Origin of the sequence: Dickeya parazeae Ech586 (assembly GCF_000025065.1) — a bacterium.
Classification (GTDB): Bacteria; Pseudomonadota; Gammaproteobacteria; order Enterobacterales; family Enterobacteriaceae; genus Dickeya; species Dickeya zeae.
Map to the genome: position 1 here is coordinate 4,009,002 of NC_013592.1, position 18,969 is coordinate 4,027,970.

Genomic DNA, 18,969 nt, shown 5'->3' on the forward strand with positions numbered 1-18,969 from the left:
TTCCCTCTTATGCTACGCGCGGGTTAACTTTTTCAGGGTTGATGTCGAATTTCTTGATGGCTTCAGCCACAACAGATTTTTCAACTTCACCGCGTTTAGCCAGTTCGCCCAGAGCAGCAACAACCACGTAGGAAGCGTCCACTTCAAAGTGGTGACGCAGGTTTTCACGGCTGTCGGAACGGCCGAAACCATCGGTGCCCAGTACGCGATAATCGCTGGCCGGAACGTAGGTACGTACCTGCTCGGCAAACAGTTTCATGTAGTCGGTAGACGCGACTGCCGGTGCGTCGTTCATCACCTGAGCGATGTACGGTACGCGCGGCGCTTCGGTCGGGTGCAGCATATTCCAGCGTTCGCAGTCCTGACCGTCACGGGCCAGTTCAGTGAAGGAGGTAACGCTGTACACATCAGAACCGATGCCGTAATCCTTCGCCAGAATCTGTGCGGCTTCGCGTACATGACGCAGGATAGAACCGGAACCCAGCAACTGAACTTTGCCTTTGCTGCCTGCCACGGTTTCCAGCTTGTAGATACCTTTGCGGATGCCTTCTTCGGCGCCCTGCGGCATCGCCGGCATGTGGTAGTTTTCGTTCAGTGTGGTGATGTAGTAGTAAATGTTTTCCTGCGCGTCGCCATACATACGAACCAGACCGTCATGCATGATGACCGCCACTTCATAAGCGAACGCCGGGTCGTAGGAAATACAGTTCGGAATGGTCAGTGCCTGGATGTGGCTGTGACCATCTTCATGCTGCAAACCTTCGCCGTTCAGTGTGGTACGACCGGATGTACCGCCGATCAGGAAGCCACGTGCCTGCTGGTCGCCAGCCGCCCAGCACAGGTCGCCGATACGCTGGAACCCGAACATGGAGTAGTAAATATAAAACGGGATCATCGGCAGGTTATTGGTGCTGTAAGACGTTGCCGCCGCCAGCCAGGAGGAGCCTGCACCCAGTTCGTTGATCCCTTCCTGCAGGATCTGACCTTTCTGATCTTCTTTATAGTAAGCGACCAGTTCGCGGTCCTGCGGGGTGTACTGCTGACCATTCGGGCTGTAAATACCGATCTGACGGAACAGACCTTCCATACCGAAGGTACGCGCTTCGTCGGCGATGATCGGAACCAGTCTGTCTTTGATAGACTTGTTCTTCAGCATCACATTCAGTGCACGCACAAAGGCGATGGTGGTGGAGATTTCTTTGGTCTGCTCTTCCAGCAGAGAGCTGAAGTCTTCCAGCGTCGGCAGGTCCAGCTTCTCATCAAATCTCGGCTGACGGGACGGCAGGTAGCCTTCCAGCGCCTGACGACGTTCGTGCAGGTATTTATACTCTTCGGAGTTTTTGTCGAAGGTAATGAACGGCAGTTTTTCAACATCAGCGTCAGCAACCGGCACATTGAAACGGTCGCGGAAATAACGCACGCCGTCCATGTTGATTTTCTTGACCTGGTGAGCAATGTTCTTGCCTTCAGCCGCATCACCCATACCATAACCTTTGATGGTATGAGCCAGAATAACCACCGGCTTGCCTTTGGTTTCCTGTGCTTTTTTCAGTGCAGCGTAAACTTTCTTCGGATCGTGACCACCACGGTTAAGTGCCCAGATATCATCATCGCTCCAGTCTTTGACCAGTGCAGCGGTTTCCGGGTATTTACCGAAGAAGTGCTCACGCACGTAGGCACCGTTTTTGGATTTGAAGGTCTGGTAATCGCCGTCAACGGTTTCGTTCATCAGTTGGATCAGCTTACCGCTGGTGTCTTTACGCAGCAGTTCGTCCCAACGACCGCCCCAGATAACCTTGATCACTTCCCAGCCAGCACCACCGAAGATGCCTTCCAGCTCGTTGATGATCTTGCCGTTACCGGTGACCGGGCCGTCCAGACGCTGCAGGTTACAGTTGATGACAAACACCAGGTTGTCCAGCTTCTCACGGGTCGCGATAGTAATCGCACCTTTAGATTCCGGCTCATCCATTTCACCGTCGCCCAGGAAGGCATATACGGTTTGTTTGGTGGTATCTTTAAGACCGCGGTTATTCAGATACTTCAGGAATTTGGCCTGATAGATAGCGTTAATCGGGCCCAGGCCCATTGACACGGTCGGGAACTGCCAGAATTCCGGCATCAGTTTCGGATGCGGGTAGGAAGACAGGCCATTACCGTGAACTTCCTGACGGAAGTTGTTCATCTGATCTTCAGTCAAACGGCCTTCCAGGAAGGCGCGCGCATAAACCCCTGGGGAGATATGCCCCTGGAAGAACACCAGATCACCGCCGTCTTGTGCGTTACGAGCACGGAAGAAGTGGTTGAAGCACACTTCATAGAAGGTAGCGGAAGACTGGAAAGACGCCATATGACCGCCCAGCTCCAGATCTTTCTTAGATGCGCGCAGTACCGTCATCACCGCATTCCAGCGGATTGCGGAACGGATACGACGCTCCAGATCAAGGTTCCCCGGATACGCGGGTTCATCTTCTGCCGCGATGGTGTTGATGTAGTGACTGCCAGCACTGCCCGCAGCCACTTTCACCCCACCTTTACGTGCTTCAGTCAATACCTGATCAATCAGGAACTGAGCGCGCTCAACACCTTCTTCACGGATAACCGATTCGATCGCCTGCAGCCAGTCACGCGTTTCGATCGGATCCACGTCATTGTTCAAACGTTCTGACATGGTGTATTCCTTATCTGTTTCTAATCAGTTGATTTGTCTGGAGCCTGTCTTCTTGTACTCTGTTCCTGTTGGAGAAAGCACAGGAAGACAGGCCCTTCGTCTTGTTGCCGCAAACGACCGCCAGTCGACGGCCTAATCCTTGCGCTGCTGGAGCCGACGCAACGAGCGTTCCCGCCGACTATGTTCCCGGTTAAGTTCCAGCAATACTTCCTCAATAAAGGCCAGGTGGCGATGTGATGCCTCGCGGGCTTTTTCCGGCTCACGAGCGACAATCGCTTCAAAAATCCTGGCACGATGGCTACTCACCTGCGTCAGAACTTCACGACTCAGATAAAGCAATTCAAAATTCTGCCTGACGTTTTGCTCAAGCATCGGCCCCATACAACGCAACAGGTGCAACAACACCACGTTGTGCGCCGCTTCCGTCACTGCGACCTGATAATGCATGACCGCTTCAGACTCCCCTTCCAGATCACCGGCTTCACGTGCCGTTTCAATCAGGGCATGACAATCACGGATACGCTGCAAATCCTCTTCCGTACCACGCAAGGCGGCATAGTAAGCGGCGATCCCTTCAAGGGCATGACGAGTTTCGAGGAGGTCGAACTGGGATTCCGGATGGTTAATTAACAGCTCCGCCAGCGGGTCGCTAACGCTCTGCCACAGGTTATTCTGAACAAAGGTACCGCCACCCTGACGGCGCAACAGTAGCCCTTTGGCTTCCAACCGTTGGATAGCCTCGCGTAGCGAGGGGCGGGAAACATCGAACTGTTTTGCCAGTTCACGTTCCGGTGGCAGCTTCTCTCCAGGACGCAAGGTTCCCTCAAGGATCAGAAACTCCAGTTGCTGTTCAATCACATCTGACAGTTTAGGTTGACGGATCTTGCTGTAGGCCATGTGAATTCTTCCCGGCGAAAAAGCGCGGAGTCAATTGGTAATACCAATTTTAAAAACATGACGCACAAAGTAACAAAGTATTCACCTTCTGTCCATACAGACGATGAGCGAAATTACCAATCACCTTAGTTTTTAACAAATGCCCAGAATCTTGTAGCAAAAGCACGAATCGTTCAGTGGTATTACCATTTATTAAAGCTCGCCAGTTTTAACTTTTTTGAAACTCGAGTCAGGCAAAGCTGAACCGTTCAACCTGCCATTTAATGAATTTAAAATCACAATAAACGAATAAAAAACCAACAAGTCCAATTCACAGACCATGACCTTATTTTGGCCCTCCCGAACATATCGCGCGTGTATGACATGGAAAAGGCAACGACGTTTCTCCCCCTGTAAACAACGGTAAAAGCGCAAAGCCGTACCGTACAGATGACGGTGATCATGACATCACACTTTTATGTCATGCCTCGCAAGAAATCAGTGCAATTCTGTGCGCATATCACTATTCTCTGACGCGCGATAGCACTGGCGGCGATTTAAGTTTGTCAGCGTCGTAAATATAAAATTACACACACGTAAAAAGACAAACGTGCCAGCCCGCGCCACACCGTCGGTGAACGGTTTGTCTTTTCATCGGCAGAGGGTAAAAAGCATGCAAGATCAACAAGACGGTACGCTACAACGCGGACTGAAAAACCGTCACATACAGTTGATTGCTCTGGGGGGCGCGGTTGGAACCGGGTTGTTCCTCGGTATCGCACAAACGATCAAGATGGCCGGGCCATCCGTTCTGCTGGGCTATGCAATCGGCGGTCTGATTGCGTTTTTCATCATGCGCCAGTTAGGTGAAATGGTGGTGGAAGAGCCGGTTGCCGGTTCATTTAGCCACTTTGCCTATAAATACTGGGGCAACTTCGCCGGTTTCGCTTCCGGCTGGAACTACTGGGTGCTGTATGTGCTGGTGGCGATGGCGGAGCTAAGCGCCGTTGGTATCTATGTACAATACTGGTGGCCGGATATTCCTACCTGGGTGTCCGCTGCAGTGTTCTTTGTCGTGATCAACGCCATTAACCTTGCCAACGTGAAGATGTACGGCGAGCTGGAATTCTGGTTTGCGATTATCAAGGTGGTGGCGATTGTCGGCATGATCGTGTTCGGTGGCTGGCTGTTGCTCAGTGGCCACGGCGGGCCGGACGCATCCATTACCAATCTTTGGGCGCAGGGTGGTTTCTTCCCCAACGGCATCAGCGGTCTGGTGATGGCGATGGCGGTTATCATGTTTTCTTTCGGTGGTCTGGAACTGGTGGGCATTACAGCAGCAGAAGCAGACAAACCGGAAGAGAGCATTCCGCGCGCGACCAATCAGGTCATCTATCGTATCCTGATTTTCTACGTCGGCTCATTAACGGTGCTGCTGTCGCTCTATCCGTGGGGCAAAGTGGTTGAAGGCGGTAGTCCGTTCGTTATGATTTTCCACGCACTGAATAGTGAGCTGGTGGCTAACATCCTGAATATTGTGGTGCTGACTGCGGCGCTGTCGGTATACAACAGTTGCGTTTACTGCAACAGCCGTATGCTGTACGGCCTGGCTAAGCAGGGAAATGGCCCACAATCGCTGCTGAAAGTAGACCGTCGCGGTGTGCCGGTGGTCGCTATCGGCGTATCTGCGCTGGCTACCGCCCTGTGCGTACTAATCAACTATGTGTTGCCGGGCAAAGCGTTTGAGCTGCTGATGGCGCTGGTTGTGTCTGCTCTGGTTATCAACTGGGCGATGATCAGTCTGGCGCATCTGAAATTCCGTGCGACCAAAGACCGCGAAGGCGCGCAGACCCGATTTAAAGCGTTGTGGTTCCCGTACGGCAACTACCTGTGTCTGGCATTTATGGCAGGTATTCTGGTCATCATGTCCCTGACGCCAGGTATCCAGATTTCGGTCTTATTGATTCCTATCTGGTTGCTCGTGCTGGGCATCGGCTATCGTTTTAAAACACGCCAATAACACTTTCCTTTCTTAGAAAAACACCATCCTTTCTCAGTATGGCCGCCGCAGCGGCCATACTGTTTTCATGATGTTCCCATCTTCACAGCAACGTGACTCTCACGATAGGTTAGACCAGCGTACCGTAGATGGTGAGTAACGCCACGACGACAACCAACACCAGCGTCACTTTTTTCGCCAGCGACACTGCCGCTCTCGGGGTAGAAATCGGGTCGCCATGCGGTTCACGTTCAAGTGAAAACTGCGCCAGTTTCGTCAGAACCCAGTACTGAGAAGAGTGTGTGTCCATCATGGCGGCAAACCAGGCGGGCAATGCCTTCTCACCGTGCCCCAGCAACGCATAAGCGGCACCGGCCAACCGTACCGGAATCCAGTCCAACCAATGCAGTAAGGTATCAACCCCCGAATTCGCTCGTTCCAGAGGAGTATGATGACGGGCCAGGCAGCACTGCCGGGCGCGCAACACGGTGTAACCCACCAATGCTACCGGACCATAAGGCCCCGCCGCGACAAACCAGAACAATGGAGCCAGATAAAAGCGGAAATTCAACCACAGCAACGCGTTTTGTAATTCCTTTAAACGTTCACGTTCGCTGCCATCGAGCGGCAGGCCATGAATCAGCGCCAGCTCCTCAGCCATTTCCCGGCAGGCATCCGCCTCACCACGCTGAGCGCTCTGAATATAGCGGTGGTAATGCTGGCGTATTTCACCCGCGCCAATGCACAGCAAGCCAACAGCGATCCACAACAGCAACAGCGGCAAGCCAAACAACCACCCGCTGAGCACCCACTGCGCCGCCAACACCACCGCCATGCCCATAATAGATAACAGCAATGTTTGCACCAGCGATGGGGCGGAAAGATGACGAAACACCCGTTCCAAATGGTGATCCAGTTGCCAGTGGTCGCCACGTTTAAACAACCGCTCCCATCCCAGGACCAACAATAGGCTAAACAACGTCATCTGTGATTACTCCCCTTGTTCTGGTGGTGTCTGCCATAACTGTTGATATCGCGCCCAGTCGAACGCCGGGCCGGGGTCAGTCTTACGACCCGGTGCAATATCACTGTGTCCGGTAATACGTTCAGGCGTAATGCCATAAGTTTCACTCAGCAGGCGGGTAACGTCTGCCAGCCGGGCGTATTGTTCTGTGGTAAATGGCAGCGTATCAGTGCCTTCCAGCTCGATACCAATCGAAAAATCATTACAACGCTCTCGTCCATCAAACTGCGACACGCCGGCATGCCAGGCTCGTTGATCAAATGCCACATACTGTACAATTTCACCGTTACGACGAATCAGGCAATGCGCTGACACCCTCAGGTGGCATATGGACGCAAAATAAGGATGCGTCGTTGCGTCCAGCGTACCGGTAAAGAGTTGGTCGATGTAAGGCCCGCCGAATTCGCCTGGGGGCAAACTGATGTTGTGAATCACCAGCAAAGAAGGCAACTCGCCTTGCGGACGCTCATCCTGATGTGGCGACAAAACGCGTCTGGCCTCTGTCAACCAGCCATGCTCCACTCTCATCACCGCTCCTTTGATTCTTCCTGGCCGTCAAAACACGATCATCACCGGAACACATATTGCCCGGAAACAATCAGATATCGCACCACTAGCGTTAACCGACTGATCGCACTCATCATGCAAACATCTTACCGCATCTGCCCTGTTCCTGACCTGTTAAAAAACCATTCCGGTTTATTCGCGATTGTTCTTTCAACGCCTGCACACAAACCATGATGTTCTGCCCTTCTTCTGGTATGCTGCGCCCCCTCTTTCCGGCAAGCAGTCGACACGTACGCCATAACAAGCAAACGTTTTCGTCTTCTGCCCATCACCGGGAGGTTTTTCAGCAGTTATTTTGTTATTACAGCCCGAATCAATCTGCGCCTCCCCGGCCAACCAAGCCGCTGACGCGCTATCGGGCAACACAGAGAATCGTCATGAAAAAAATCCTTGCCGCCTGTGCAATCAGCACATTGTCATACAGTTTACCCACCGTTGCGGACACTAACGCCCCGCAATACCTCTCGGACTGGTGGCACCAGAGCATCAATGTGGTTGGCAGCTATCACACCCGTTTCGGACCCCAGTTAAACAATGATGTGTATCTGGAATATGAAGCGTTCGCCCGTAAAGACTGGTTTGATTTCTATGGCTATGTTGATGTGCCGAAAACCTTTGGCGCAGGTAATACGCCTGACCGTGGTATCTGGAATAAAGGCTCTCCGCTGTTCATGGAAATCGAACCTCGTTTCTCGATTGATAAACTGACCAACACGCAGTTGGGGTTCGGCCCATTCAAAGAGTGGTATGTCGCTAACAACATTATCTACGATCAGGGTCGTAATAATGACTCGCGCCAGAGCACCTGGTATGTCGGTCTGGGCACCGATATCAATACTGGTACGGATCTGTCGTTGTCCGCCAATATCTACGCCAAATACCAGGGACAGAACTACAGCGCGCCGAATGAAGATCGCTGGGACGGCTACCGTTTTAAAATCAAATACTTTTATCCGATCACATCGTTGTGGGGAGGCAAGCTGACCTATATCGGCTTTACCAACTTCGACTTCGGATCCGACCTGGCTGACGCCGCTGGCCCGTCTCGCACCAGTAACGCCATTGCCTCCAGCCATATTCTGGCGCTGAACTATGACCACTGGCACTACTCCGTCGTTGCCCGTTACTTCCATAACGGCGGCCAGTGGGCTGATGGCACCGAACTGGATTTCGGCCGTGGCCCGTTCAATGTCCGCTCTACAGGGTGGGGCTATTATCTGGTAGCCGGTTACAACTTCTGATCTTTGCTATGATGTATCCCGGCCATGGCCGGGATACGAAAACCCCGCCAGGATGGGTTGTTACTCACCATGTCAGACCTGGCGGGTTGCGCCAACAAAACAAATAATACATTGAATTGAAATAGTTTTTAAAATCACCCATTAACGGGATAGCATACATTCCGGATTCCATCGGAGTAGCATCATGACAACACGCCGTTATAGTCAGGAGCAGCGCCAGGCGGAACTGCTCAGCCGTATTGAGCAAGATATCCCCGCCAGCGTACAGCAGGCATTACGCGAAGACCTGGGGGGAGAAGCCAACCCGGAGCATGACCTCACCGCACAATTGTTACCCAATGACACTGTCGCCAGCGCGGTCATCATTACCCGCGAAGCTGGTATATTCTGCGGTCAGCGCTGGGTAGACGAGGTGTTCCGTCAGTTGGGCAACGTCATCACCATCGACTGGTTGGTTCAAGACGGTGATGTACTGACGGAAAATCAACCGCTGTGCCAGTTGCAGGGGTCTTCCCGTATACTGCTTACCGGTGAACGCACCGCGCTGAATTTCCTGCAAACGCTCTGCGGTGTGGCAACCGAAGTGAGTCGTTATGTCGCACAACTGGCAGGCACGCCTACCCGGTTGCTGGACACGCGAAAAACGCTGCCCGGCTTGCGCACTGCGCTGAAATACGCGGTACTGTGCGGTGGTGGGAGCAATCATCGCCTCGGCCTGGCCGATGCATTCCTGATCAAAGAAAACCACATTATTGCCGCAGGCTCCATCAGGCAGGCGGTTGAAAAAGCCTTCCAGTTGCGTAGCAATGTGCCGGTAGAAGTCGAGGTAGAAACCCTCGACGAACTGCAACAAGCGCTGGGTGCCGGGGCGGACATTATTATGCTGGACAACTTCACGCTGGATGCTATCCGCGAAGCCGTCACCCTGACCGATGGCCGCGCGTTGCTGGAAGTCTCCGGCAACGTGACGTTGCAAACATTGCCGGATTACGCCGCCACCGGTGTCGACTATATCTCGGTGGGCGCGCTGACCAAACATGTGCAGGCGCTCGACCTGTCGATGCGTTTTCGTTAATGCCTGTCGTTGCATTGCGGTGCTCCTCCATCAGCCCGGTGCGCCGGGTTGATGGCGATGCTGTAGCACTATTGGCTCTCTCGCCAACCTTTCCTTAGGTTTACCTCCCCGTTTTGCGAGCCCGCTCGCCTGTTTTTTGTAACACCCTGCTGTAATCCTCCGCAGTTTGCACAACAGGTTCCTGATTAAAAACATTGTGATAGCCAGCATCACTCTCAGTCTCTACCCTGCCATCACCAGCCACACCAGGGAACCAATAACATGACACAACAAGGATTTTCACTGATTGAATTGATGGTGGTTATTGTCATCATCGCCATTCTGAGCGCGCTGGGGATCCCGGCGTATCAAGGGTATCTGCAAAAAGCCGCCATGACTGACATGCTGCAAACCATGAGCGCCTATAAAACCGCAGTCGATCTTTGCAGCCTTAGCAATGCAGGGCTGGAAGGATGTAACGCCGGTAGCCAGGGGATCCCGACACCTTCGGCATCACGGTATGTCAGTGCCGTCACGATCAATCAGGGTGTCATTACCCTGACTGGCCAGTCGACCCTGCAAGGGTTAAGTGTGGTGATGACACCCACACTGGATGCGCAAAACGGTGCATCTCGCTGGACAAGGGCTTGCCGCACCAGCGCCGGAGCCGACAGTCTGCGTCAGGCATGCGAAGACGTCTTTCGTTTTGACTCGGCAGCAGGGTGACAGCCATGACACATCAGACACAACACCATGAATTACAATTGCTTTGTCGTCGTTATCACGCCCTACTACTGGATATAGACGAACAGACGATCTCTGTTGCCGTGGCCGGTTCGGTAACAGAAGATCTGATCGCTGCGCTGCGTTTCGCCAGTCACCGCCGCGTTCTGGTAGAACAATGGCCTGCCGCACGGCTGGAGCAACAACTCACGTCACCGCAAGCTCAAGAGGCTAACGCCTCTTATCAGGCTGATACCGCATCCCCCGAAGAACCCGATGATGCGCCAGTAGTCCAGTTCATTAACCAAACCCTGAAATTGGCTATCCAGCGCCGGGCCTCTGATATCCATCTGGAACCCTTATCAGCAGGTTATCGCGTCAGGCTGCGTATCGACGGGGTATTACATGAAATACCGACCAACCCGGATTTACCCGCAAACCGTATGGTTGCCCGTCTTAAGATTATGGGGAAACTAAATATTGCTGAACGCCGTTTGCCACAAGACGGGCAATTCAGCCTCCGTCTGGAGCAATATACCTATTCGCTACGCATCGCCACGTTACCCGTTCAGGGCGGTGAGAAAGTCGTATTGAGAGTATTACAAACACAGCAACACGCTCTGGAACTGAGTGCGTTAGGCCTGCCCGATTACGCGCTGCAACAATTCAAGCACACCCTCAGCCTGCCACAAGGCCTGATTTTGGTTACCGGCCCCACCGGTAGCGGCAAGACTTTCACACTGTACAGTGCTATCCGCTGGTTAAATGACACCAGCCGTAACATTTGCAGCGTAGAAGATCCGGTAGAAATTCCCTTGCCCGGCATCAATCAAACCGCTATCCACGCACAAAGTCAGTTGGACTTCGCCCGGGTATTACGTGCGCTATTACGCCAGGATCCCGATGTAATCATGATTGGTGAAATCCGTGATGCTGAAACGGCAGAGATCGCCGTCAAAGCCGCACAAACCGGTCATTTGGTGCTGTCCACCCTGCATACTAATTCGGCGCTGGATACGCTGATCCGGTTGGGGCATTTGGGCATCCCCGGCTATCTGGTGGCTGCGGCGCTCAAACTGGTTATTGCCCAAAGACTGGTGAGACGATTATGTCCGCACTGCCGCCAATTGAGAGAAGACACCACCACCTTACCCCACTCGCTATGGCAAGGCCCGTTACGGCAATGGCAGGCAACCGGGTGTGAACACTGTTTTTCTGGCTACTACGGCCGGGCCGCGATTTACGATCTACTACCGGTCACACCGGCACTTCAGCAGGCATTGTCTGGTGCCACATCATTAGCTGACCACAACCTGACACTCCCATTGCAACGGGAAACCCGCTTACTATCCGCAGGACTGGCACTGGTTCACGAAGGCGTCACGTCTTTGGAAGAAGTCTATCGCGTGATAGGCGATCACATTGAATAGAGGCCACTCATGGCGGTACAAAAACTCTACTACTGGCAGGCACTACGCCATGATGGCGAACCTTGCACTGGCGAACGTATCGGTTTTGAACGGGGTGAAATTTACCAGTACTTGCTGGAGCTCGGCTATCAGCCTTTACGACTGAAAACCGGTGCGTATCTGACACCACGTTACTGGCAAGGCCCCCAGCTATCCATCATCGTCCGACAGCTGTCGACCTTGCTGCAGGCAGGATTACCCTTACTGGATGCATTGGAGCTGCTAGGACGTCAGCACGAAAAAGCGGGCTGGCGCTGTCTGTTACAGGACATTCGCCTACAGGTCAGCCAGGGACGCCCACTGTCAGAGGTACTCTCAGAGTATCCAACCATCTTCCCGGTTATGTGTCGTTCGTTGGTCGCGGTGGGGGAACTGACTGGAAAACTGGACGAATGCTGTGCCCGCCTGGCGGACTATCAGGAAATGCAACGCCAGTTGACGGGAACAGTGATAAAAGCCTTACGCTATCCCATATTTGTGGTGGCGGTGGGGTTACTGGTCACGCTACTGATGCTCACGCTGGTATTACCGGAGTTCGCAGAGCTGTACGCTTCTTTTGGTGCCCCGCTTCCCTGGCTGACCCGCATGATGCTGGCATTATCGGATGGGATAAACCGTCATGGTGTGATCCTCTTTCTCCTGTCTGGTGGCATATTACTGGGTTACCGGCGGTTACGCAGGCAAAACGCAGAGTGGCAACAACGAGAACAACGGTTATTGCTGAAACTACCGCTGCTATCCACACTGATACAAAGTCATTGTCTGGGCCAAATTTTTCACACCCTGGCCATGACGCAACAGGCGGGATTAACGCTCTTGTCAGGCCTCAATGCCGCAGCCACAGTAAACAACCCGGTTTACCGACAGTCACTCACTGAGATACAACGCCAACTTGAACAGGGCATTCCGCTCGGGCAAGCCATCCATGATGAGCCTCTACTCTACCCGGCACCCTGCCACCAGCTCATCAGCGTCGGAGAGGAAACCGGGGCGCTGGATCAGTTATTTGCCCGACTGGCAGGCTGGTATGAGAATCACACCCGACAATTTGCAGACACGCTAACGCAAACACTGGAACCACTGCTTCTGGTCGTCGTTGGTGGTCTGGTGGGAACACTGGTTATCGCCATGTATCTACCGATTTTCCAGTTGGGGAATGTGCTGGCGGGTGCCTGACCCGCCAGCACATAACAACGGGGGCTTAGCCGTTAAACACCGGGTTTTCCTGCTCGGCAACACGAATGAAGGTGGTACGCTTGGTCAGTTCTTTCAGGCGTGCCGCTCCCACATACGTGCAGGCAGAGCGCAACCCACCGAGAACATCTCGTACTGTATGTTCTACCGGGCCACGCAATGGCAGGCGTACGGTCTTACCTTCCGCTGCGCGGTATTCAGCAACACCACCGACATGTCTCTCCATCGCTGAGGCAGAACTCATGCCGTAAAACAGCATCATCTTGCGGCCATCTTCCTCCACAATATCGCCACCACACTCGTCATGCGCGGCCAGCAGCCCTCCTAGCATCACGAAATCGGCACCGCCACCAAAGGCTTTGGCCACATCCCCCGGCACGGAGCACCCCCCGTCACTGACAATCTGTCCACCCAGCCCATGAGCGGCATCAGCACATTCGATCACCGCGGACAATTGCGGATAGCCAACGCCGGTTTTAACCCGCGTCGTACAAACAGAACCGGGGCCAATCCCCACCTTGACGATATCCGCCCCTGATAACAGTAACTCTTCCACCATCTCACCGGTTACCACGTTACCGGCACAGATGACTTTATCAGGGAAAACGTCACGTGCTTTCTGCACAAAATTGACGAAGTGTTCCGAATACCCGTTAGCAACATCAATGCAGATAAATTTCAGATCCGGGGATAACGCCAGGATCTGTGTCATCTTCTCAAAATCACTGTCCGATGTGCCGCTCGACACCATGACATGGCGTAAGACCGTAGCAGGCGTACTCTCGATGAACTGCCGCCATTCAGCCACGGAATAATGCTTATGCACTGCGGTCAGTAACTCAAACGACGCCAGGACTCGCGCCATCTGAAACGTCCCCACTGTATCCATATTGGCCGCAATGACGGGGACACCCGACCAGCCGCAACCTGCATGCAGAAAGCTGAATTCCCGTGTCAGTTCAACGTCTGCACGGCTTTTCAGCGTGGAGCGTTTAGGACGAATAAGCACATCTTTGAAACCCAGTTTAATATCTTCTTCAATACGCATGATGTACGACCTGATGAAGTGGGAGAATGATTCAGGGAAGAAGAGGCGATAATGCGCCAATTCATTGTGATCATACGCTCGAATAATCCTGCGACAAGACTGCGATTTTTCCTCAATTTGGGCTAAAATCCGATAAATTTACCTGGCCATTTCTAGTTGATTACCATGGCATATATCGTCGCGCTTACAGGCGGCATAGGAAGCGGGAAAAGCACGGTTGCTCAGGGTTTTGCAGAGCTTGGCGCCACTATTGTCGATGCGGATGTGATAGCCCGTGAGGTCGTGGCACCGGGGCAACCCGCGCTGGCAACTATCGTGAAATACTTTGGCCGGGAAATATTACAACCAGACGGTGCATTAAACCGAAGCGCCCTGCGTGAGCGCATTTTTGCTAACCCGGAAGATAAGCGTTGGCTCAATGCGTTGCTGCATCCGTTGATCCAGAAAGAAACCCGACGCCAGCTCGCTGCCGCTACCACCCCTTATGCGTTATGGGTGGTACCTTTGTTGGTGGAGAATCAACTACAAGGGAAAGCGCACCGTATTTTGGTGGTCGATGTCCCTCTGGACACACAATTACAACGTACCATGAGCAGGGATGGTGTATCCCGCGCTCAGGCGGAAAATATTTTGGCATCGCAGGCTAGCCGTGAACAACGGCTGGCCTGCGCTGATGATATTATCGATAACAACAGCAATCCGAGCTTACTGGCTCCGCGGATTGCCGCTCTACATCAGCATTACCTTGAGCTGGCCGCATCCGCAACCGACAGGACGACCCATAATGAGTGACGTTTCCTCAACAGTTCTTTTTGAATATCCGCTGAATGAAAAAATGCGTACCTGGTTACGCCTGGAATTTTTACTGCAACAGATGTTCGACAACCATGACCTGAAAGACATCGGCGTTGCCCTGACGTTTTTCCGCGCCGTCTCAGAGTTACTGGATATTCTCGAACGAGGGGATGCCCGCCCAGATCTGCTAAAAGAGCTGGAGCGACAGCAACAGAAACTGGCGCAATGGGGTGAATTGCCGGAAGCGGATATTTTGCGTATTAACACGTTACGTCAAAAATTACGCAACCTGTCTGCCGAACTGATTGCTGCGCCGCGCATGGGGCAAGGGCTGCGTGAAGACAAATTAATCGCTATGGTACGCCAACGTCTGAGCCTGCCAGGCGGGTGTTGCAGCTTTGACCTGCCCACCTTGCATATCTGGCTGCACCAGTTGCCGGAGCAAAAACAACGACACATCAACATGTGGCTGGAGAGCGTATCACCGCTCAAACGTTCACTCGACAGCATACTGGAGTTGATTCGTCATGCGGGATCCTTCAAAGAGCAAATCAGCCTTAACGGGTTTTATCAGGATAATGCAACCGATGCCGATCTGTTGCGCCTGCGGATTGGTCTCGCTCATCAGCTCTACCCGCAAATATCGGGTCATAAGACCCGTTATGCCATCCGTTTTCTGCCATTAGACAGTGATGGGCAAACACCTGCACGGCTGGAATTCGAGTTGGCGTGCTGCTAGATAGAATTAACTTGCTGGCGACAGCAAGTTTCTGGAGAAGAATGAAACGTGGATAACGAGATGACCGTTGTAAAATGCCCCGTCTGCACCAAACCGGTGGAATGGAGCGAGAACAGCCCTTATCGACCCTTCTGTAGCAAGCGCTGTCAGTTGATCGATTTAGGTGAGTGGGCAGACGAAGAAAAACGGATACCCAGCGAGGAAGACATTTCAGACAGCGACGTTTGGGGCGAAACGCAGCACTGACCACAGCCCCAACTATAGCGATACGCTATTTCTTGCCCTTGTCACGATTCATGCCTGCAGGCATGAATCGCTGTAAAGAACGCGAACAAGTCCAAGCCCCAGACAATATGCCCGATTTACGCTTATACGCGACCGGCTTTCAGCTGTTGAATCATCTCGGCGTTGGCCGGTGGAAACTCGTGTTCGTCCAGTTCTTCAGCCGTTAACCAACGCGACGGCTGGCCCTCACGGCCATACGGCTCACCACGCCACTGCTCAACTAAAAAGAAATGCAGCGTGATCAGACGTTCACCGGCAGAAAACGTTTTGCTGCCCAGCGGGCTCGGATTGATCACCTCAATCCCGGCTTCTTCATGCAGCTCACGCGCCAGCGCCTGCTCCGGTGTTTCCCCCTCTTCTACCTTGCCGCCGGGGAATTCCCATTTCCCAGCCATGTGTACGCCAGCTGGACGGCAGGCAATGAAGAACTCACGCTGCGGATTGCGGATAATCCCCACCGCCACAGATAAAGTTTTTTGCGTCATTCTCTTTTCAACCAGTAAAAAGGCGGTCAACGACCGCCTTTGGGATATGTCACTACGTTATCCGCCTTACTTCTGAAGGCGGCCGTGGCACTGCTTGTACTTTTTACCTGAACCGCACGGGCAAGGATCGTTACGACCGATTTTACGATCAGCATACGGTGAACTGCCAGCCGCTTCATCCTGATGGCTCAACTGTTGTTGACGGGCCAGACGCTCGGCTTCTTCACGACGCTGCTGTTCCATCGCTTCAACCTCTTCCGGCATACGCACCTGCACCTTACTCAGCGTACTGATAACTTCGTATTTGAGGCCTTCCAACATCGCGGCAAACATCGCAAACGACTCACGCTTGTATTCCTGCTTCGGATCTTTTTGCGCATAACCGCGCAAATGGATCCCCTGACGCAGATAATCCATCGCCGCCAGATGCTCTTTCCACAACGAGTCCAGCGTTTGCAGCATCACGCCTTTCTCGAAATTGCGCATCACATCACTGCCGACCACTTCTTCTTTACGACGATACACGTCGACTGCCTGCTCATAGATACGCTCACGCAACGTTTCCTCATGCAGTTCAGGCTCTTTATCCAGCCATTCTGCGATCGGCAATTCGAGATCGAAGTCGCTTTTCAAGCGTTGTTCCAGCCCCGGAATATCCCACATTTCTTCCAGAGACTGGGGTGGAATGTGAGCATCAAGGGTAACTTTGAACACATCTTCACGAATGCTATTGATGGTTTCGCTGATATCAGAGGCATTCAACAGTTCATTACGTTGGGAGTAGATAGCACGACGTTGATCGTTAGCCACATCATCGTATTCGAGCAATTGCTTACGAATATCGAAGTTACGGTTTTCTACCTTGCGCTGCGCATTGGCGATAGCTTTAGTTACCCAAGGGTGTTCAATCGCTTCACCTTCTTTCATGCCCAGTTTACGCATCATGTTGGAAACGCGATCCGAGGCGAAAATGCGCATCAACGCATCTTCCATCGACAGGTAGAAACGGGAAGAACCTGGGTCACCTTGACGACCGGAACGACCACGTAACTGGTTATCGATACGGCGAGATTCATGGCGTTCGGTACCAATAATGTGCAAACCACCCGCCGCCAGTACGTCGTCATGACGTTTTTGCCATTCTGCCTTGATAGCGGCAATTTGCGCATCATCCGGGCTTTCCAGTTCCGCCACTTCAGCCTGCCAGCTACCCCCCAATACGATATCCGTACCACGACCGGCCATGTTGGTAGCAATAGTCACCGCGCCTGAACGACCGGCCTGAGCCACGATATCCGCTTCCATCGCATGGAATTTGGCATTCAGCACGTTGTGCTTGATACCCGCGTTGGTCAACGCATGCGACACCACTTCGGATTTTTCGATGGAAATGGTCCCCACCAACACCGGTTGCCCTTTAGCCGCGCGCTCTTTGATATCTTCAATGATCGCATTGATTTTTTCCTGCTCGGTCATGTACACCAAATCTGGCAGGTCTTTACGGATCATTGGACGGTTAGTCGGCACCACAATAGTATCCAGCTTATAAATCGAGCTGAACTCGAACGCCTCGGTATCTGCTGTACCGGTCATCCCGGCCAGTTTTTCGTAAATACGGAAGTAGTTCTGGAAGGTGATCGACGCCAGTGTCTGGTTTTCGTTGTTGATCTTGACGTTTTCTTTGGCTTCCACCGCCTGGTGTAAGCCATCAGACCAACGGCGACCTTGCATAGTACGGCCGGTATGTTCATCAACGATGATGACTTCGTCATCTTTCACGATGTAGTCGACATCACGGGTAAACAGCACGTGCGCACGCAGCGCCGCCGTCACATGATGCATCAGCATAATGTTGGCTGGCGAATACAGCGATTCCCCCTCTTCCATGATGCCGCCCTGCACCAGCAACTCTTCAATTTTAACCAGACCGCGTTCAGTCAGGTTAACCTGGCGCGCTTTCTCATCCACCGAGAAGTGGCCTTCACCGTGGAAAGTATCTGAGTCTTCTTTCTCCTGACGAATCAAATGCGGGATGATTTTGTTCACCCGCATATACAGCTCAGAGCTGTCCTCCGCCGGACCCGAGATAATCAACGGGGTACGCGCCTCGTCAATCAGGATGGAGTCCACTTCATCCACCAGAGCATAATACAGTTCACGCTGTACACGCTCTTCCGGGCTGAACGCCATGTTGTCGCGCAGGTAATCGAAACCGTATTCGTTATTGGTGCCGTAAGTGATATCAGCGGCATACGCGGCACGTTTGGCCGGTGCTGGCATCCCTGGCAGGTTAATACCCACCGTCAGGCCCAGGAATTCAAACAACGGGCGGTTGTTTTCGGCGTCACGCTGCGCCAGATAGTCGTTGACGGTCACCACGTGCACACCACGCCCCGTCAAAGCATTGAGGTAGGCTGGCAAGGTCGCAGTCAGCGTTTTACCTTCACCGGTACGCATTTCCGCGATGCAACGCTCATTCAGCACCATACCGCCAATCAGCTGCACATCAAAGTGACGCATGCCAAACACACGTTTACTGGCTTCACGCACCACAGCAAACGCCTCCGGCAACAGCGACTCCAGGGTCTCACCTTTCTTGATGCGGTCACGGAATACCTGGGTTTGCGCCTTCAGCTCTTCATCAGAGAGCTTCTCCATGTCTGGTTCGAGGCGATTGATAACTTCCACAATTTTGCGCATACGGCGCAATGCACGGTCATTACGGCTACCGAAAACTTTCGTCAATAACTTGATTAACATAGTAATTTTAATCTCAACAATGCCAGTTTATCGATGCTG

Annotated in this window: 16 protein-coding genes; 9 read left to right on the plus strand and 7 right to left on the minus strand. The window is 52.9% G+C overall.

Annotated elements, in window-relative coordinates:
* Positions 1-7: 7 nt before the first annotated feature.
* Together aceE and pdhR are read right to left on the minus strand one after the other, a co-directional pair.
* On the minus strand, positions 8-2,671 hold the full coding sequence (gene aceE, locus DD586_RS17440; RefSeq protein WP_012886140.1) for a pyruvate dehydrogenase (acetyl-transferring), homodimeric type: 2,664 nt from the start codon (positions 2,669-2,671) through the stop codon (positions 8-10).
* A 132-nt stretch (positions 2,672-2,803) separates the two neighbouring features.
* Positions 2,804-3,568, minus strand: coding sequence for a pyruvate dehydrogenase complex transcriptional repressor PdhR (gene pdhR / locus DD586_RS17445; protein WP_012886141.1), 765 nt, complete (start codon positions 3,566-3,568; stop codon positions 2,804-2,806).
* Positions 3,569-4,220: 652 nt separating this feature from the next.
* Here pdhR and DD586_RS17450 point away from each other — a divergent pair.
* Positions 4,221-5,567, plus strand: coding sequence for an amino acid permease (locus DD586_RS17450; protein WP_012886142.1), 1,347 nt, complete (start codon positions 4,221-4,223; stop codon positions 5,565-5,567).
* Positions 5,568-5,676: 109 nt separating this feature from the next.
* Here the strand turns inward: DD586_RS17450 and ampE are convergent, their stop codons facing one another.
* Together ampE and ampD are read right to left on the minus strand one after the other, a co-directional pair.
* Positions 5,677-6,531, minus strand: coding sequence for a beta-lactamase regulator AmpE (gene ampE, locus DD586_RS17455; protein ID WP_012886143.1), 855 nt, complete (start codon positions 6,529-6,531; stop codon positions 5,677-5,679).
* Positions 6,532-6,537: 6 nt separating this feature from the next.
* Positions 6,538-7,098, minus strand: coding sequence for a 1,6-anhydro-N-acetylmuramyl-L-alanine amidase AmpD (gene ampD / locus DD586_RS17460; RefSeq protein ID WP_012886144.1), 561 nt, complete (start codon positions 7,096-7,098; stop codon positions 6,538-6,540).
* A 416-nt stretch (positions 7,099-7,514) separates the two neighbouring features.
* Here ampD and DD586_RS17465 point away from each other — a divergent pair, with 416 nt between their 5' ends.
* The 5 genes from DD586_RS17465 (at position 7,515) to hofC (ending at position 12,800) form a co-directional block, all read left to right on the plus strand.
* The gene (locus DD586_RS17465) at positions 7,515-8,378 is read left to right on the plus strand and encodes a nucleoside-specific channel-forming protein Tsx (RefSeq protein ID WP_012886145.1); all 864 of its coding nucleotides are present in this window, start codon (positions 7,515-7,517) and stop codon (positions 8,376-8,378) included.
* A 184-nt stretch (positions 8,379-8,562) separates the two neighbouring features.
* The gene (gene nadC / locus DD586_RS17470; RefSeq protein ID WP_012886146.1) at positions 8,563-9,453 is read left to right on the plus strand and encodes a carboxylating nicotinate-nucleotide diphosphorylase; all 891 of its coding nucleotides are present in this window, start codon (positions 8,563-8,565) and stop codon (positions 9,451-9,453) included.
* Between the two features lie 261 nt (positions 9,454-9,714).
* The gene (ppdD, locus tag DD586_RS17475) at positions 9,715-10,158 is read left to right on the plus strand and encodes a prepilin peptidase-dependent pilin (RefSeq protein ID WP_012886147.1); all 444 of its coding nucleotides are present in this window, start codon (positions 9,715-9,717) and stop codon (positions 10,156-10,158) included.
* 5 nt (positions 10,159-10,163) lie between these two features.
* The gene (gene gspE, locus DD586_RS17480) at positions 10,164-11,585 is read left to right on the plus strand and encodes a type II secretion system protein GspE (RefSeq protein ID WP_012886148.1); all 1,422 of its coding nucleotides are present in this window, start codon (positions 10,164-10,166) and stop codon (positions 11,583-11,585) included.
* Positions 11,586-11,594: 9 nt separating this feature from the next.
* The gene (gene hofC / locus DD586_RS17485) at positions 11,595-12,800 is read left to right on the plus strand and encodes a protein transport protein HofC (protein WP_012886149.1); all 1,206 of its coding nucleotides are present in this window, start codon (positions 11,595-11,597) and stop codon (positions 12,798-12,800) included.
* Between the two features lie 25 nt (positions 12,801-12,825).
* Here hofC and DD586_RS17490 read toward each other — a convergent pair whose 3' ends face one another.
* The gene (locus DD586_RS17490) at positions 12,826-13,866 is read right to left on the minus strand and encodes a GMP reductase (protein WP_012886150.1); all 1,041 of its coding nucleotides are present in this window, start codon (positions 13,864-13,866) and stop codon (positions 12,826-12,828) included.
* 165 nt (positions 13,867-14,031) lie between these two features.
* Here DD586_RS17490 and coaE point away from each other — a divergent pair, with 165 nt between their 5' ends.
* Genes coaE through yacG form a run of 3 tightly spaced genes read left to right on the plus strand, consistent with a single transcriptional unit; the run spans position 14,032 to position 15,646 of the window.
* A complete protein-coding gene (gene coaE, locus DD586_RS17495) occupies positions 14,032-14,658 on the plus strand; it encodes a dephospho-CoA kinase (protein ID WP_012886151.1) in 627 nt (208 codons plus the stop codon).
* A complete protein-coding gene (gene zapD / locus DD586_RS17500; protein WP_012886152.1) occupies positions 14,651-15,400 on the plus strand; it encodes a cell division protein ZapD in 750 nt (249 codons plus the stop codon). The genes coaE and zapD overlap by 8 nt, the downstream gene beginning before the upstream one ends.
* 60 nt (positions 15,401-15,460) lie before the next feature.
* Positions 15,461-15,646 carry a DNA gyrase inhibitor YacG gene (gene yacG / locus DD586_RS21565; protein WP_012886153.1) on the plus strand — a complete coding sequence of 62 codons (186 nt, stop codon included), beginning with the start codon at positions 15,461-15,463 and terminating at the stop codon, positions 15,644-15,646.
* 122 nt (positions 15,647-15,768) lie between these two features.
* Here the strand turns inward: yacG and mutT are convergent, their stop codons facing one another.
* Positions 15,769-16,170, minus strand: a complete 402-nt coding sequence (gene mutT, locus DD586_RS17505; RefSeq protein WP_041164617.1) for an 8-oxo-dGTP diphosphatase MutT — start codon at positions 16,168-16,170, stop codon at positions 15,769-15,771.
* A gap of 66 nt (positions 16,171-16,236) precedes the next feature.
* Entirely contained in the window at positions 16,237-18,930 is a 2,694-nt protein-coding gene (secA, locus tag DD586_RS17510; RefSeq protein ID WP_012886155.1) for a preprotein translocase subunit SecA, read from the minus strand.
* Between the last annotated feature and the right edge of the window lie 39 nt (positions 18,931-18,969).

What these genes read in the sequence shown, in the direction of transcription:
- aceE (WP_012886140.1), bottom strand. Translation starts at nt 2,671, where the DNA reads ATGTCAGAACGTTTGAACAATGACGTGGATCCGATCGAAACGCGTGAC.
- pdhR (WP_012886141.1), bottom strand. Translation starts at nt 3,568, where the DNA reads ATGGCCTACAGCAAGATCCGTCAACCTAAACTGTCAGATGTGATTGAA.
- DD586_RS17450 (WP_012886142.1), top strand. Translation starts at nt 4,221, where the DNA reads ATGCAAGATCAACAAGACGGTACGCTACAACGCGGACTGAAAAACCGT.
- ampE (WP_012886143.1), bottom strand. Translation starts at nt 6,531, where the DNA reads ATGACGTTGTTTAGCCTATTGTTGGTCCTGGGATGGGAGCGGTTGTTT.
- ampD (WP_012886144.1), bottom strand. Translation starts at nt 7,098, where the DNA reads ATGAGAGTGGAGCATGGCTGGTTGACAGAGGCCAGACGCGTTTTGTCG.
- DD586_RS17465 (WP_012886145.1), top strand. Translation starts at nt 7,515, where the DNA reads ATGAAAAAAATCCTTGCCGCCTGTGCAATCAGCACATTGTCATACAGT.
- nadC (WP_012886146.1), top strand. Translation starts at nt 8,563, where the DNA reads ATGACAACACGCCGTTATAGTCAGGAGCAGCGCCAGGCGGAACTGCTC.
- ppdD (WP_012886147.1), top strand. Translation starts at nt 9,715, where the DNA reads ATGACACAACAAGGATTTTCACTGATTGAATTGATGGTGGTTATTGTC.
- gspE (WP_012886148.1), top strand. Translation starts at nt 10,164, where the DNA reads ATGACACATCAGACACAACACCATGAATTACAATTGCTTTGTCGTCGT.
- hofC (WP_012886149.1), top strand. Translation starts at nt 11,595, where the DNA reads ATGGCGGTACAAAAACTCTACTACTGGCAGGCACTACGCCATGATGGC.
- DD586_RS17490 (WP_012886150.1), bottom strand. Translation starts at nt 13,866, where the DNA reads ATGCGTATTGAAGAAGATATTAAACTGGGTTTCAAAGATGTGCTTATT.
- coaE (WP_012886151.1), top strand. Translation starts at nt 14,032, where the DNA reads ATGGCATATATCGTCGCGCTTACAGGCGGCATAGGAAGCGGGAAAAGC.
- zapD (WP_012886152.1), top strand. Translation starts at nt 14,651, where the DNA reads ATGAGTGACGTTTCCTCAACAGTTCTTTTTGAATATCCGCTGAATGAA.
- yacG (WP_012886153.1), top strand. Translation starts at nt 15,461, where the DNA reads ATGACCGTTGTAAAATGCCCCGTCTGCACCAAACCGGTGGAATGGAGC.
- mutT (WP_041164617.1), bottom strand. Translation starts at nt 16,170, where the DNA reads ATGACGCAAAAAACTTTATCTGTGGCGGTGGGGATTATCCGCAATCCG.
- secA (WP_012886155.1), bottom strand. Translation starts at nt 18,930, where the DNA reads ATGTTAATCAAGTTATTGACGAAAGTTTTCGGTAGCCGTAATGACCGT.